The sequence below is a fragment of the Streptomyces sodiiphilus genome (assembly GCF_039529215.1).
Lineage (GTDB): Bacteria > Actinomycetota > Actinomycetes > Streptomycetales > Streptomycetaceae > Streptomyces > Streptomyces sodiiphilus.
In genome coordinates, this window is record NZ_BAAAMJ010000032.1 from 180,518 (window position 1) to 192,379 (window position 11,862).

Below are 11,862 nucleotides of genomic sequence, written 5' to 3' on the forward strand. Positions count from 1 at the left end.
CCGGCCGAGCATGCAGCCACCCGACGGGCCGAAGGCGCCCGGCGCACCCGATCCGGGGAGCGAGGAGCGCACCGAGAATCTCCGGCTGGGGGCGCTGTCACTGCCGGCCCGGCTCACCGTCGCGCTCGCGGTGGGCGTGCTCACGGTCTTCACCGCCTGGCACCTGGCCACCGCGTTCCTGTTCGTGGCCCCGGCGAACACGCTCTCCACCGAGCACGACGAGGTCATCCGCAAGTACGTCTACCCGGAGTTCGAGCAGAACTGGAAGCTGTTCGCGCCCAACCCCCTCCAGCGCAACGTCGCCGTGCACGTGCGGGCCGAGACGATCGGGGAGGACGGCCGCCGGGAGACCACCGACTGGATCGATCTGACGGCCATGGACCGCGACCACATCCGGCACAACCTGCTCCCCAGCCACACCGCGCAGAACCAGCTGCGCCGGGCCTGGGACTTCTACTCCAACTCGCACGACGAGGACGGCGAGCCCACCGGGTACCGCGGCGAGCTGTCCGAGGCGTACGTGCACCGGATAGCCCTGCTGCGGCTGAGCCGGCAGATGGACATCGAGGCCGTGGACCGCATCCAGATGCGATCCGCCATCACCCGGCTGCCCGCGCCGCCCTGGAGCGACGAGGAGATCGACACCACGACCGCCTACCACGAGCTCGACTGGTGGGTGGTCACCGAGCGCGACCTGCCCGCCGGCGCCCTGGCTCCTCGGGAGCGGCCGTGACGATCCCCCCGCAGCGCCCGCCCGCCCCCGGCGCACCCGGCACTCCCGGTACCGAGGCACCGCCGGCCACGGGCGGCCCGGGGCCGTACGGGCCCGGCGGCGAGCCGCCCTCGCCGTTCCGTGACCTGAGCGGCCGCTTCGACCGGGCGCTGGGCCGCGGCCTCGGCCACATCACCCGGCGCGCGCTCGGCCCGCACCAGACGGCGGTCGTGCGCATCGGCTTCGCACTGACCTGGCTGGTGTACCTGGTCCGCGAGCGGCCGCACCGCCACGAGCTGTACGGCCCGGACAGCCCCTGGGGCTGGGACCTGGCGCAGCGGCTGCTGGAGAACAACGGCGCCTTCACGGTTCTGATGTGGTCCGAAGCGGTGGGCTGGTTCTCCGCCGTCTACCTGTTCTCGCTCGCCGCCAGCGTGGGCATGCTGCTGGGCTGGCGCACCCGCACCATGTCGGTGTTCTTCATGATCGGCGTCCTGTCGCTGCAGAACCGCAGCGTCTTCATGGGCGACGGCGGCGACAACGTCATCCACCTGATGGCGATGTACCTGGTCTTCACCCGCTGCGCCCAGGTGTGGTCGCTGGACGCCCGCCGGGAGCGCCGCCGGGCCGAGCGCTCTCTGCCCGCCTGGCACGATCCGGCCGGCATCGCGCTGTGGTCGGCCGTCGGCCTGGTGCTGCTGGGGCTGATGGTGTCCGGCTTCGCCGACCTGCCGTGGACGGACCGCGGGCCGTTCCCGGAGTACGCCTGGTTCCCCGGCATCGGCTGGGCCACGGTCTTCTGGGGGCTGTGGGCGGTGCACGGCCTGTGGTGGCTGCTGCGCCGGTACGCCCCCGGCGAGCCGCGGGCCGTCGCCTCCGTCCTGGCCAACCTGGCGCACAACGCCGCCCTGCTGGTGATCATGGCGCAGGTGTGCATCATCTACGCCACCGCCGGCTGGTACAAGATCCAGGGCTCGCGCTGGCAGGACGGCACCGCCGTCTACTACCCGCTGAACCTGGACTACTTCGCGCCCTGGCCGGAGGTGGCGACCGCGCTGGCGGGCAGCGGGCTGCTGGTGCTGGTGATGTCCTACGGGACGGTCTTCGTGCAGGTCGCGTTCCCGTTCGCGCTGCTCAACCGGCGGGCGAAGAACATCCTGCTGGCCATCATGATCGCCGAGCACGTGGGCATCGCCGTGCTGCTGGGGCTGCCGTTCTTCTCCATGGCCATGATCGCCATGGACATCGTCTTCCTGCCCACGGCCTTTCTGCTGTGGCTCGGGTACCGCACCCGGCGGCTGACCGACCCGCTGCGCCGCGCCGCCCACCGTGCCGTGCGCCGCCGGCCGGTGCCGTCTGGTGACTCCGGGCGGGAGCCGCCGCCGGCGAGGACGCCCGCCGCCGAGCGCGGCGAGGGCGAGGAGCCCGGCGAGTCCCCCGGGGCCTTCGGGTCCGGAGAGTCCGGCGTTCCCGGGCAGGCCGCGCGCCCCGGCGGGCAGGGGCGTCCGGCGTGGGCCGATCCCTCATGACCGGCCCGGCCCCGGACGGAGTGCCCGGCGGTGACTCGGCCGCCGCCCGCGCCTGGCGCGAGCTGGCTGCGCGCACGGTGCTGCTCGACGGCTTCCACGCGCTCAAGCACGCGCTGCGCTTCGGCGCCGACGTCCCGCTGGCGCTGGCCGGGGACAGGGCCGCGGCCCTGGAACTGGCCCGCGACCTGGCGCCGGACCTGACCGGCAGGCTCGGCGAGCTGCTGCGCGAGGTGCCCCCCGAGGTGCTGGGCACGCTCGTGCCGCGCCCGCACCCCACCGGGGTGGCGGCGCTCGCCGTACCGGACAGCGGACAGGCCGATACCCGCGTCCTGGACGCCCCGGACCGGACGGCGCCCGTCGTGGTCCTGGACAACCCGCGCCACCTGGGCAACATCGGGGCGGTGGTCCGGCTGGCCGCGGGCTGCGGTGCGGCCGGGGTGGTCACCACCGGCACCACCGACCCCTGGCACCCCCATGTACTGCGGGCGAGCGCGGGGCTGCACTTCGCGACGGCCGTCGCCCGGCGGGACGCCGGCACCCTGCCGCCGGGGCCGCTGTACGCGCTGGATCCGGAGGGCGAGGACATCCGCTCGCTGGTCGTCGAGGACAACGCCGTGCTGGCGTTCGGCTCCGAGCGGCACGGCCTCTCCCCGGACCTGCGGGCCCGCGCCGGCCGGCTTGTCGCCCTGCCCATGCGCCCGCAGGTCTCCAGCTTCAACCTGGCCACCAGCGTGGCGATGGTGCTCTACCACTGGATGGCGGGCCCGCCCGCCCCGAGCTGAACGGGCGGGACGCGGCCCCGGCGCCTCAGCCGCGGGCCACAAGCGCGCCGGGGTCGATCTCGACGGGAAACGGCCGCGCGAGCCGGACGGGCGCTCCGGCCTGCGCGACGACGGTGTCGCGGTAGCCGCCGTGCAGGAGTTCACCGGCGTACAGGCGCGGGACGGGCTCCAACTCGACCCTCCAGTAGTCGGCGATTCCCGCCGCCGCGTAGAGGATGGGCTTCATCTTCCGGTCGGTGACCCGGGTCGAGGGCGAGGCGATCTCGATCACGGCAAGGATGCCGTGCGGGTCCAGGGTCAGCTCCGCGTCGGCCGCCGCGGCCGCGTCCGCCACGACGATGTCGGGAATCAGCAGGCCGTCGGGGATTACGACGTTGACCGCCTCCAGTACCTCCACGAGGCGCCTGCCGCTTCCGCCGCCTTCTCCAGAACAGCGGCCAGCCGACGCGAGGCCCGCTGGTGCGGGACGCCCGGACCGGGGCTCACCACCAGCGAGCCCCCGACCAGTTCGACGCGGGCCCGGGCGTCCTCGGGAAGGGCCAGGACCTCCGCGAGTGTCCAGGGGCCGGCGTGTCCCTCGTGGGCAGCGCTCACGGTCTCCTCCGCCTCCTCTCCCCCATCCTCCCGTGGGCCACGAGGCCGCGCCCGGTCTCCTGGGAGAACGGGCGCGGCGTGCGGAAGCGGGCGGGGGCGTCAGCCAGGCCGGGTCACGCCGGGCGGCGGATCTCCACCGTGCGGAAGCGGTTGGCGACGAAGGCACCGTCGGTCAGGGCCGCGTTGGCCGCCGGGTTGCCGCCCGAGCCGTGGAAGTCGGAGAACGCCGCCGTCTGGTTGACGAACACGCCGCCGGTCAGGTTCAGCGAGAGCTGCGCGCACTCGTCCAGGCACGCATCTGCCAGCTCCGTCTCCACCTCGGCGGAGGTGGTGTAGCCGCCGACGGTCATGGCGCCCTGCTCGCGCACGGTGGTGCGCAGCAGCGCGATGGCGTCGGCGGTGGAGTCCACGGCGACGGCGAAGGAGACCGGGCCGAAGCACTCCGACCGGTAGGCCGTCGCGTCCTCGGCGCGGGCGGCGTCCAGCTTGACGATCACCGGGGTGCGGACGGTCGCGTCGGGGAACTCCGGGTGCGGCACCCGGCGGGAGGCCAGCGCCACCTCGCCCATCGACGATGCCGCGTCGATCCGCTCGCCCACCTGCGGGTTGACGATGGCGCCCAGCAGCCCGACGGCCCGGGCGTCGTCGCCCAGCAGCTTGTCCACGGCCGCCGCGAGGTCGCTGACGACCTCGTCGTACGACTTGTGGCCGTCGTCGGTGTCGATGCCGCCGCGGGGGATCAGCAGGTTCTGCGGGGTGGTGCACATCTGCCCGCTGTACAGGGACAGCGAGAACGCCAGGTTGCCCAGCATGCCCCGGTAGTCGTCGGTGGAGTCGATGACGATCGTGTTGACGCCGGCCTTCTCGGTGTAGACCTGCGCCTGGAGCGCGTTGGCCTCCAGCCAGTCGCCGAAGCCGGTGGAGCCGGTGTAGTCGATGATCCGGATCTCCGGGCGCAGGGCGAGGTCCTTGGCGATGCCCTCGCCGTCGCGCTCGGCGGCCAGGGCCACCAGGTTGGGGTCGAAGCCGGCCTCGGCGAGGACCTCGCGGGCGGTGCGCACGGTCATCGCCAGCGGCAGGACGGCCCTCGGGTGCGGCTTGACCAGCACCGGGTTGCCGGTGGCCAGCGAGGCGAAGAGGCCGGGGAAGCCGTTCCAGGTGGGGAAGGTGTTGCAGCCGATGAGCAGCGAGATGCCGCGCGGCACCGCGACGAACTCCTTGTCCAGCTCCAGCGGGTCGCGCTTGCCCTGCGGCTTGGACCAGTGGGCGCGGCCGGGGGTGCGGGTCTGCTCGGCGTAGGCGTAGGCGACGGCCTCCAGGCCGCGGTCCTGCGCGTGCGGGCCGCCGGCCTGCAGCGCCATCATGAAGGCCTGGCCGGAGGTGTGCATGACGGCGTGGGCGAAGGCGTGGGTGGCGGCGCCGATCCGGGCGAGGATCTCCAGGCAGACCAGGGCGCGCCGCTCGGGGCCGGCCGACCGCCAGGCGGGGACGGCGTCGCGCATGGCCGGCAGCAGGACGTCCGGGTCGGCGTGCGGGTAGGTGATGCCCAGCTCGAAGCCGTAGGGCGAGACCTCACCGCCGGTCCAGCCGTCGGTGCCGGGCTGGCCGAGCTCGAAGCGGGCGTCGCGCAGCCGGGTGAAGGCCTCCAGGCCCTGGGCCGCGTCGAGGGAGCCGTGCTCCTCGCCGTAGGCTTTGGGGTGCTCCGGATGCGGGGACCAGTAGGCGCGGCTGCGGAGGGTTTCCAGTGCCGTGTCGAGCGTGTCCCGGTGCCGTTCGGCCAACTGCGCCGCGGTGAGCGAAGGGGTCATGAACAGCCATCTCCTCGTCGAGCTGGAATCGGGGCGGGGCATGGACGATACTGCTACCGAACGATCGGTCGGTGCAAGGGGGTCCTTCGTGTCCGCTGTGACCAGACGCGACACGTACACGCCGCAGACACTGCTGGAGGTGGCGGTCGAGGTCTTCAACGAGCGCGGCTACGACGGCACCTCGATGGAGCACCTGTCGCGGGCGGCGGGGATCTCGAAGTCCTCGATCTACCACCATGTGCGCGGCAAGGAGGAACTGCTGCGCCGGTCGGTCAGCCATGCCCTGGACGGGCTGTTCGCAGTCCTGGAGGAGCCGGCGGCGCGCGAGGGCCGGGCGGTGGAGCGGCTGGAGCACGTGGTGCGGCGCACCGCCGAGGTGCTGATGGAGCGGCTGCCGTACGTGACGCTGCTGCTGCGGGTGCGCGGCAACACCGCGACCGAGCGGTGGGCGCTGGAGCGGCGGCGGGAGTTCGACCAGCGGGTGGCCGCGCTGCTGAAGCAGGCGGCGGCCGACGGCGACCTGCGGGCGGAGGTGGACGCGCGGCTGGCGACCCGGCTGCTGTTCGGCATGATCAATTCGATCGTGGAGTGGTACCGGCCGCAGCGCGGGGACAGCGCGGCGGCCGAGGAGGTCGCCGACGCGGTCGTCACCATGGCGTTCGCCGGGCTGCGGCGGCACGGCCGCCCCTGACCGGGGCCGCGCGGACCCGGCCTGGCGCGCGGCGGGCGGGCACAGCCGGTGTGCGGACGGACGCGGCGGGTATCCACGTTCGGTGCCCGGGGCACGTGCTGATCAATTAGTCTTCTCATCTCGCCGCCTCCGGGCGGCAGTTCGCGGGGGAGCCGACGCGGCCGTGCCCGGAGCGGGGCCGGCCGCCCGATACCGTGCGCCGCTGCCCCGAGGAGCCCATGAACACCGACCGATTCCCGGCATCCGTCTCCCCCGTCCGCCACTTCGGCTCGGACGCCCTCCCGCCGGGCGCGGAGCTGTCCGCGACGGCAGGCCTCGGCGAGGCCGAGGAGTTCATCCGGCTCTTCTACACCGAGCACCGCGAACACCCAGGCAGCGCCCGCACCTCCCTGGCCGCCCGGCTTCGCGAGGTGCGCGGGGACATCGGACGGACCGGCACCTACCGCCACACCGCCGAGGAGCTGGCCTTCGGGGCCCGGGTGGCCTGGCGGAACTCCAGCCGCTGCATCGGCCGCCTGTACTGGAAGAGCCTGATGGTCCTGGACCGGCGCGACGCCACCGGGCCCGAGGAGATCCACCGGCACCTGTGCGACCACCTGGCGCAGGCCACCAACGGCGGCCGCGTCCGCCCGGTGATCTCCGTCTTCGCCCCCGCCTCCCCGGGCCGCCCGGCGCCGCGGGTGTGGAACAGCCAGCTCATCCGCTACGCCGGCTACCGGCAGCCGGACGGAAGCGTGCTCGGCGACCCGGCCCACGTGGAGTTCACCGACCTGGTGCGCCGCCTCGGCTGGCAGGCGCCCGGCGGGGCCTGGGACCTGCTGCCACTGGTGGTGGAGGCACCCGGGGACAAGCCGCAGCTGTTCGACGTGCCCCGGGAGCTGGTGCTGGAGGTGCCGCTGTCCCACCCGGACCTCCCGCAGATCACCGCGCTGGGCCTGCGCTGGCACGCCGTCCCCGCCATCTCCCACATGCGGCTGCGGATCGGCGGCGTCGACTACCCCCTGGCCCCGTTCAACGGCTGGTACATGGGCACCGAGATAGCCGCCCGCAACCTCACCGACACCGACCGCTACGACCTGCTGCCGGTCGTCGCCGAGTGCCTGGGTCTCGACACCGGTTCCGAGGACACCCTCTGGCGGGACCGGGCGCTGCTGGAGCTGAACGTCGCCGTCCTGCACTCCTTCCGGGCCGCCGGGGTGAAGATCAGCGACCACCACACCGAGTCCCGGCACTTCCTGACCCATCTGGCGCGCGAGGAGAGGCAGGGGCGGATCGTGCCGGCCGACTGGTCCTGGATCGTCCCGCCCGTCTCCGGCGGCATCACCCCGGTGTTCCACCGCTACTACGACGAGGCCGACCAGCGCCCCAACTTCTATCTCGACCCCGAGGCCCGCGAGCTGGCCGGCGGCCGGTGTCCGGTCCGCCACGGCGGGATGTGACGCCGGGACGTGACGCCGGGGGGCAGCGCCTCAGACCGGGCCGAGGTCGGTCTCCTCGAACACCAGCAGGGTCCGGGTGCTGATCACCTCCGGGATCGCCTGGATGCGGGTGAGCACCAGTTCGCGCAGCGCCCGGTTGTCCCGGGTGTGCACCAGCAGCAGCACGTCGAAATCGCCGCTGACCAGCGCGATGTGCGCGGCGCCCGGCAGTTCCCGCAGCTTGGCCCGCACGGTCCGCCAGGACTCCTGGACGATCTTCAGCGTGATGTAGGCGGATGCGCCCTGACCTGCCCTTTCGTGGTCCACCCGGGCGCTGAAGCCGCGGATCACGCCGTCCTCGACCAGCCGGTTTATCCGCGCGTAGGCGTTGGCGCGGGAGATGTGCACCTGCTCGGCGACGGACCGCACCGAGGCGCGGCCGTCGGCCTGGAGAAGACGCAGGATCGCCGTGTCAATGGGGTCGAGCGGTCTGCCGGAGTTCGGAGTCATCTGGTCGTGCGGCATGTGCTTCCCCTTCCCCTCCCTGGACACTCTGCACTCATCTCACGCGATGCCCAGCCAGTTGTCCACAGGGCGTCCCCACCTGTAGCCAAAGTGCCCCTTCGACCGAACAATCGGTAGGGAGGGCGCATCACGCCCTCGCCGTACCGCCCGCCCCTGGACCAGGAGGTGCCCGCATGACGGTGCTGGAGGAGACCGCCTACCGGACCGCCCCGCCGCCCGCCTGGCAGCCGCGCACCGACCCGGCTCCGCTGCTGCCGGACGACCAGCCGTACCGCGTGCTCGGCACCCGTGCCGAGCCCCCGGCCGACGCGGACGGCCTGTGGCAGGAGCTGTACCGCCACCTGGTGCTGGGCCGCCGGTACAACCAGCAGGCCACTGCCCTGACCAAGCAGGGCCGGCTGGCCGTCTACCCCTCCTCCACCGGCCAGGAGGCGTGCGAGATCGCCGCCGCGCTGGCACTGCGCGAGCAGGACTGGCTCTTCCCCAGCTACCGCGACACCCTGGCCGCCGTCGCCCGCGGCCTCGACCCCGTCGAGGTGCTCAGCCTGCTGCGCGGCGACTGGCACAACGGCTACGACCCGCGCGCCCACCGCGTCGCCCCGCTCAGCACCCCGCTGGCCACCCAGCTCCCGCACGCCGTAGGCCTGGCCCACGCCGCCCGCCTCAAGGGCGACGACGTGGTCGCGCTGGCCATGGTCGGCGACGGCGGCACCTCCGAGGGCGACTTCCACGAGGCGCTGAACTTCGCCGCCGTCTGGCGGGCCCCCGTCGTCTTCCTGGTGCAGAACAACGGCTTCGCGATCTCCGTGCCGCTGGCCAAGCAGACGGCCGCCCCCAGCATCGCCCACAAGGCCGTCGGCTACGGCATGCCCGGCCGGCTGGTCGACGGCAACGACGCCCCGGCCGTGCACGAGGTGCTGTCGCAGGCCGTCGAGCGCGCCCGCTCCGGCGGCGGCCCCACCCTCGTGGAGGCCATCACCTACCGGGTGGAGGCGCACACCAACGCCGACGACGCCACCCGCTACCGGGACGACGCCGAGGTCGCCGCCTGGCTCGACCACGACCCCGTCCGCCTGCTGGAGGGCGAGCTGCGGCGGCTGGGACGGCTCACCGACGCCGACGCGGAGGCCGCCCGCGCCACCGCCGAGGAGATGGCCGCACGGCTGCGGGAGCGGATGAACGCCGACCCCGTCCTGGACCCGGCCGGCCTCTTCGACCACGTCTACGCCGAACCCACCCCCCAGCTGCGCGAGCAGGCCGCGACGCTGCGCGCCGAACTCGCCGCCGAGCACACCGCAGAGGAGGGCGCGGCGTGAGCACCGCCACCACGCACACCACGGGCACCACCACGGGCACTACCACGGGCGGCGCCGGAGCCCCCGCAGGGACTCCTTCCCCCTCCGGTCCCGGCCCCTCCTCCGGCGCCGCCGCCAAGCCCGCCACCATGGCGCAGGCCCTCAACCGGGCGCTGCGCGACGCGATGACCGACGACCCCACCGTGCACGTCCTGGGTGAGGACGTCGGGGCGCTCGGCGGCGTCTTCCGCATCACCGACGGCCTGACCGCCGAGTTCGGCGAGGACCGCTGCACCGACACCCCGCTGGCCGAGGCCGGCATCCTCGGCACCGCCACCGGCATGGCCATGTACGGGCTGCGGCCCGTCGTGGAGATGCAGTTCGACGCCTTCGCCTACCCCGCGTTCGAGCAGCTGGTCTCGCACGTCTCGCGGATGCGCAACCGCACCCGCGGCTCGCTGCCGATGCCGCTGACCATCCGCGTCCCTTACGGCGGCGGCATCGGCGGGGTCGAGCACCACAGCGACTCCTCCGAGGCGTACTACATGGCCACCCCCGGCCTGCACGTCGTCACCCCGGCCACCGTCGCCGACGCCTACGGGCTGCTGCGGCAGGCCATCGCCTCCGACGACCCGGTGGTGTTCCTGGAGCCCAAGCGGCTGTACTGGTCCAAGGCGCCCTTCGACCTCCAGGACCCGGGCACCGTCGAACCGCTGGGCCGCGCCGTGGTCCGCCGGGCCGGCACCTCCGCCACCCTCCTCACCTACGGCCCCTCCCTGCCGGTGTGCCTGGAGGCCGCCGAGGCCGCCCGCGAGGAGGGCTGGGACCTGGAGGTCATCGACCTGCGCACCCTGGTGCCGTTCGACGACGAGACCGTCTGCGCGGCGGTGCGCCGCACCGGCCGGGCCGTCGTCGTCCACGAGGCCACCGGCTTCGCGGGGCCCGGCGCGGAGATCGCCGCCCGCGTCACCGAGCGCTGCTTCCACCACCTGGAGGCCCCGGTCCTGCGGGTCACCGGCTTCGACATCCCCTACCCGCCGCCGATGCTCGAACAGCACCACCTGCCGGGCGTCGACCGCGTCCTGGACGCCGTGGCGCGGCTGCAGTGGGAGAGCGGGTGGACCGCATGACCGAGGTGCGCGAGTTCAAGCTGCCCGACCTGGGCGAAGGACTGACCGAGGCCGAGATCGTGCGCTGGCTGGTGGAGGTCGGCGACGCCGTCGCCGTCGACCAGCCGGTGGTGGAGGTCGAGACCGCCAAGGCCCAGGTCGAGGTGCCCTGCCCGCACGGCGGCGTGATCACCGCCCGCTTCGGCGAGGAGGGCCAGGAGATCCCCGTCGGGTCCGTGCTGGTCACGGTCGCCTCCGAGGCGGCCTCCGGGAGCGGCGGGACGGCTCCCGCCGAGCCGGAGACCTCCGGCAACGTCCTGGTCGGCTACGGCACCGGAGCCCCCACCCGGCGCCGCCGCCGCGTCCGCCCCGCCGCCCTCACCGGCGCCCCGGCGTCCGCCCCCGCCGCGAACCGTCCCGCGCCCGCCGCCCCGCCCGCCCGGGTGGACGGCGTGCGCCGCCCGTCTCCGGGACCCGCGGCCCCCGCCGCCGCACCTCGTACCGGGCGCGTCGCGGTGATCTCCCCTCTGGTCCGCCGGCTGGCCCGGGAACGCGGCATCGATCTGCACACCCTCTCCGGCTCCGGCCCCGACGGGCTCGTCCTGCGCGCCGATGTCGAGCGCGCCGGCCGCGCCCCGGCACCGGCGGCACCGTCCGCCCCCACCGCCACCCCCACCGCCGGCCGCACGGACGCCGTCCGCGGCGAGCGCATCCCGCTCAAGGGCATCACCGGGGCCATGGCCCACAAGCTGTCCACCAGCCGCCGGGAGATCCCCGACGCCACCTGCTGGGTCGACGCCGACGCCACCGAGCTGCTCGCCGCCCGGCGGGCGATGGGCGAACCCAAGGTCTCGCTGCTGGCCCTCCTGGCCCGGGTCTGCACCGCCGCACTGGCCCGCTACCCGCAGCTGAACGCCACCGTCGACACCCACGCCGGGGAGATCGTCCGGCTGCCCGGCGTGCACCTGGGCTTCGCCGCCCAGACCCCGCGCGGCCTGCTCGTCCCGGTGGTCCGCGACGCCCACACCCGCAGCCCCTGGCAGCTCACCCAGGAGATGAGCCGGCTCACCGAGGCCGCGCGGACCGGCGGCCTGCCGCCCTCCGACCTCACCGGCGGTACTTTCACCCTCAACAACTACGGGGTGTTCGGCGTCGACGGCTCCACGCCGATCATCAACCACCCGGAGGCCGCCATGCTCGGCGTCGGCCGCATCATCGAGAAGCCCTGGGCCCACCAGGGGCAGCTCGCGCTGCGGCACGTCGTCCAGCTCTCCCTCACCTTCGACCACCGGGTGTGCGACGGCGGCACGGCCGGCGGATTCCTGCGGTACGTCGCCGACTGCGTCGAGCAGCCGGCCGTCCTGCTGCGCGACCTCTGATCGCGTCCGCCCCGGGCGAC

Annotated in this window: 12 protein-coding genes; 8 read left to right on the plus strand and 4 right to left on the minus strand. The window is 74.1% G+C overall.

All coding sequences use genetic code 11. From position 1 onward, the window contains the following. Positions 1-10: 10 nt before the first annotated feature. From ABD299_RS16875 to ABD299_RS16885, 3 genes are read left to right on the plus strand one after another with little or no spacing between them, the layout of a single operon-like run. Complete coding sequence (locus ABD299_RS16875; protein WP_344263199.1) at positions 11-733, plus strand: DUF5819 family protein; 723 nt, start codon at positions 11-13, stop codon at positions 731-733. Then, on the plus strand, positions 730-2,241 hold the full coding sequence (locus tag ABD299_RS16880) for an HTTM domain-containing protein (protein WP_425581352.1): 1,512 nt from the start codon (positions 730-732) through the stop codon (positions 2,239-2,241). Before ABD299_RS16875 ends, ABD299_RS16880 begins: the two co-directional genes overlap by 4 nt. Beyond that, complete coding sequence (locus ABD299_RS16885) at positions 2,238-3,023, plus strand: TrmH family RNA methyltransferase (protein ID WP_344263282.1); 786 nt, start codon at positions 2,238-2,240, stop codon at positions 3,021-3,023. The genes ABD299_RS16880 and ABD299_RS16885 overlap by 4 nt, the downstream gene beginning before the upstream one ends. Positions 3,024-3,048: 25 nt before the next feature. Here ABD299_RS16885 and ABD299_RS16890 read toward each other — a convergent pair whose 3' ends face one another. The 3 genes from ABD299_RS16890 to paaN form a co-directional block, all read right to left on the minus strand. Beyond that, positions 3,049-3,420: a Uma2 family endonuclease gene (locus ABD299_RS16890; protein ID WP_344263201.1), complete on the minus strand. Its 372-nt coding sequence runs from the start codon at positions 3,418-3,420 to the stop codon at positions 3,049-3,051. After that, positions 3,390-3,617 (minus strand): hypothetical protein, encoded by a 228-nt coding sequence (locus ABD299_RS16895; RefSeq protein ID WP_344263204.1) that lies wholly within the window; start codon positions 3,615-3,617, stop codon positions 3,390-3,392. The genes ABD299_RS16890 and ABD299_RS16895 overlap by 31 nt, the downstream gene beginning before the upstream one ends. A 113-nt stretch (positions 3,618-3,730) precedes the next feature. Beyond that, on the minus strand, positions 3,731-5,425 hold the full coding sequence (gene paaN / locus ABD299_RS16900) for a phenylacetic acid degradation protein PaaN (protein ID WP_344263206.1): 1,695 nt from the start codon (positions 5,423-5,425) through the stop codon (positions 3,731-3,733). 40 nt (positions 5,426-5,465) lie between these two features. Between paaN and ABD299_RS16905 the strand changes: the two genes are divergently transcribed. Both ABD299_RS16905 and ABD299_RS16910 read left to right on the plus strand, forming a co-directional pair. After that, the gene (locus ABD299_RS16905) at positions 5,466-6,116 is read left to right on the plus strand and encodes a TetR/AcrR family transcriptional regulator (RefSeq protein WP_425581356.1); all 651 of its coding nucleotides are present in this window, start codon (positions 5,466-5,468) and stop codon (positions 6,114-6,116) included. Between the two features lie 218 nt (positions 6,117-6,334). Next, complete coding sequence (locus ABD299_RS16910) at positions 6,335-7,555, plus strand: nitric oxide synthase oxygenase (protein WP_344263210.1); 1,221 nt, start codon at positions 6,335-6,337, stop codon at positions 7,553-7,555. 30 nt (positions 7,556-7,585) lie between these two features. Here the strand turns inward: ABD299_RS16910 and ABD299_RS16915 are convergent, their stop codons facing one another. Next, a complete protein-coding gene (locus ABD299_RS16915; protein WP_344263211.1) occupies positions 7,586-8,059 on the minus strand; it encodes an Lrp/AsnC family transcriptional regulator in 474 nt (157 codons plus the stop codon). A 173-nt stretch (positions 8,060-8,232) separates the two neighbouring features. Here ABD299_RS16915 and pdhA point away from each other — a divergent pair, with 173 nt between their 5' ends. From pdhA to ABD299_RS16930, 3 genes are all read left to right on the plus strand, one after another. After that, a complete protein-coding gene (gene pdhA, locus ABD299_RS16920; RefSeq protein ID WP_344263213.1) occupies positions 8,233-9,375 on the plus strand; it encodes a pyruvate dehydrogenase (acetyl-transferring) E1 component subunit alpha in 1,143 nt (380 codons plus the stop codon). Positions 9,376-9,503: 128 nt separating this feature from the next. Next, entirely contained in the window at positions 9,504-10,484 is a 981-nt protein-coding gene (locus ABD299_RS16925) for an alpha-ketoacid dehydrogenase subunit beta (RefSeq protein WP_344263284.1), read from the plus strand. Beyond that, the gene (locus ABD299_RS16930; protein WP_344263215.1) at positions 10,481-11,842 is read left to right on the plus strand and encodes a dihydrolipoamide acetyltransferase family protein; all 1,362 of its coding nucleotides are present in this window, start codon (positions 10,481-10,483) and stop codon (positions 11,840-11,842) included. Before ABD299_RS16925 ends, ABD299_RS16930 begins: the two co-directional genes overlap by 4 nt. The last annotated feature ends 20 nt before the right edge of the window (positions 11,843-11,862 follow it).

What these genes read in the sequence shown, in the direction of transcription:
- ABD299_RS16875 (WP_344263199.1), top strand. Translation starts at nt 11, where the DNA reads ATGCAGCCACCCGACGGGCCGAAGGCGCCCGGCGCACCCGATCCGGGG.
- ABD299_RS16885 (WP_344263282.1), top strand. Translation starts at nt 2,238, where the DNA reads ATGACCGGCCCGGCCCCGGACGGAGTGCCCGGCGGTGACTCGGCCGCC.
- paaN (WP_344263206.1), bottom strand. Translation starts at nt 5,425, where the DNA reads ATGACCCCTTCGCTCACCGCGGCGCAGTTGGCCGAACGGCACCGGGAC.
- ABD299_RS16905 (WP_425581356.1), top strand. Translation starts at nt 5,466, where the DNA reads ATGGACGATACTGCTACCGAACGATCGGTCGGTGCAAGGGGGTCCTTC.
- ABD299_RS16910 (WP_344263210.1), top strand. Translation starts at nt 6,335, where the DNA reads ATGAACACCGACCGATTCCCGGCATCCGTCTCCCCCGTCCGCCACTTC.
- ABD299_RS16915 (WP_344263211.1), bottom strand. Translation starts at nt 8,059, where the DNA reads ATGCCGCACGACCAGATGACTCCGAACTCCGGCAGACCGCTCGACCCC.
- pdhA (WP_344263213.1), top strand. Translation starts at nt 8,233, where the DNA reads ATGACGGTGCTGGAGGAGACCGCCTACCGGACCGCCCCGCCGCCCGCC.
- ABD299_RS16925 (WP_344263284.1), top strand. Translation starts at nt 9,504, where the DNA reads ATGGCGCAGGCCCTCAACCGGGCGCTGCGCGACGCGATGACCGACGAC.
- ABD299_RS16930 (WP_344263215.1), top strand. Translation starts at nt 10,481, where the DNA reads ATGACCGAGGTGCGCGAGTTCAAGCTGCCCGACCTGGGCGAAGGACTG.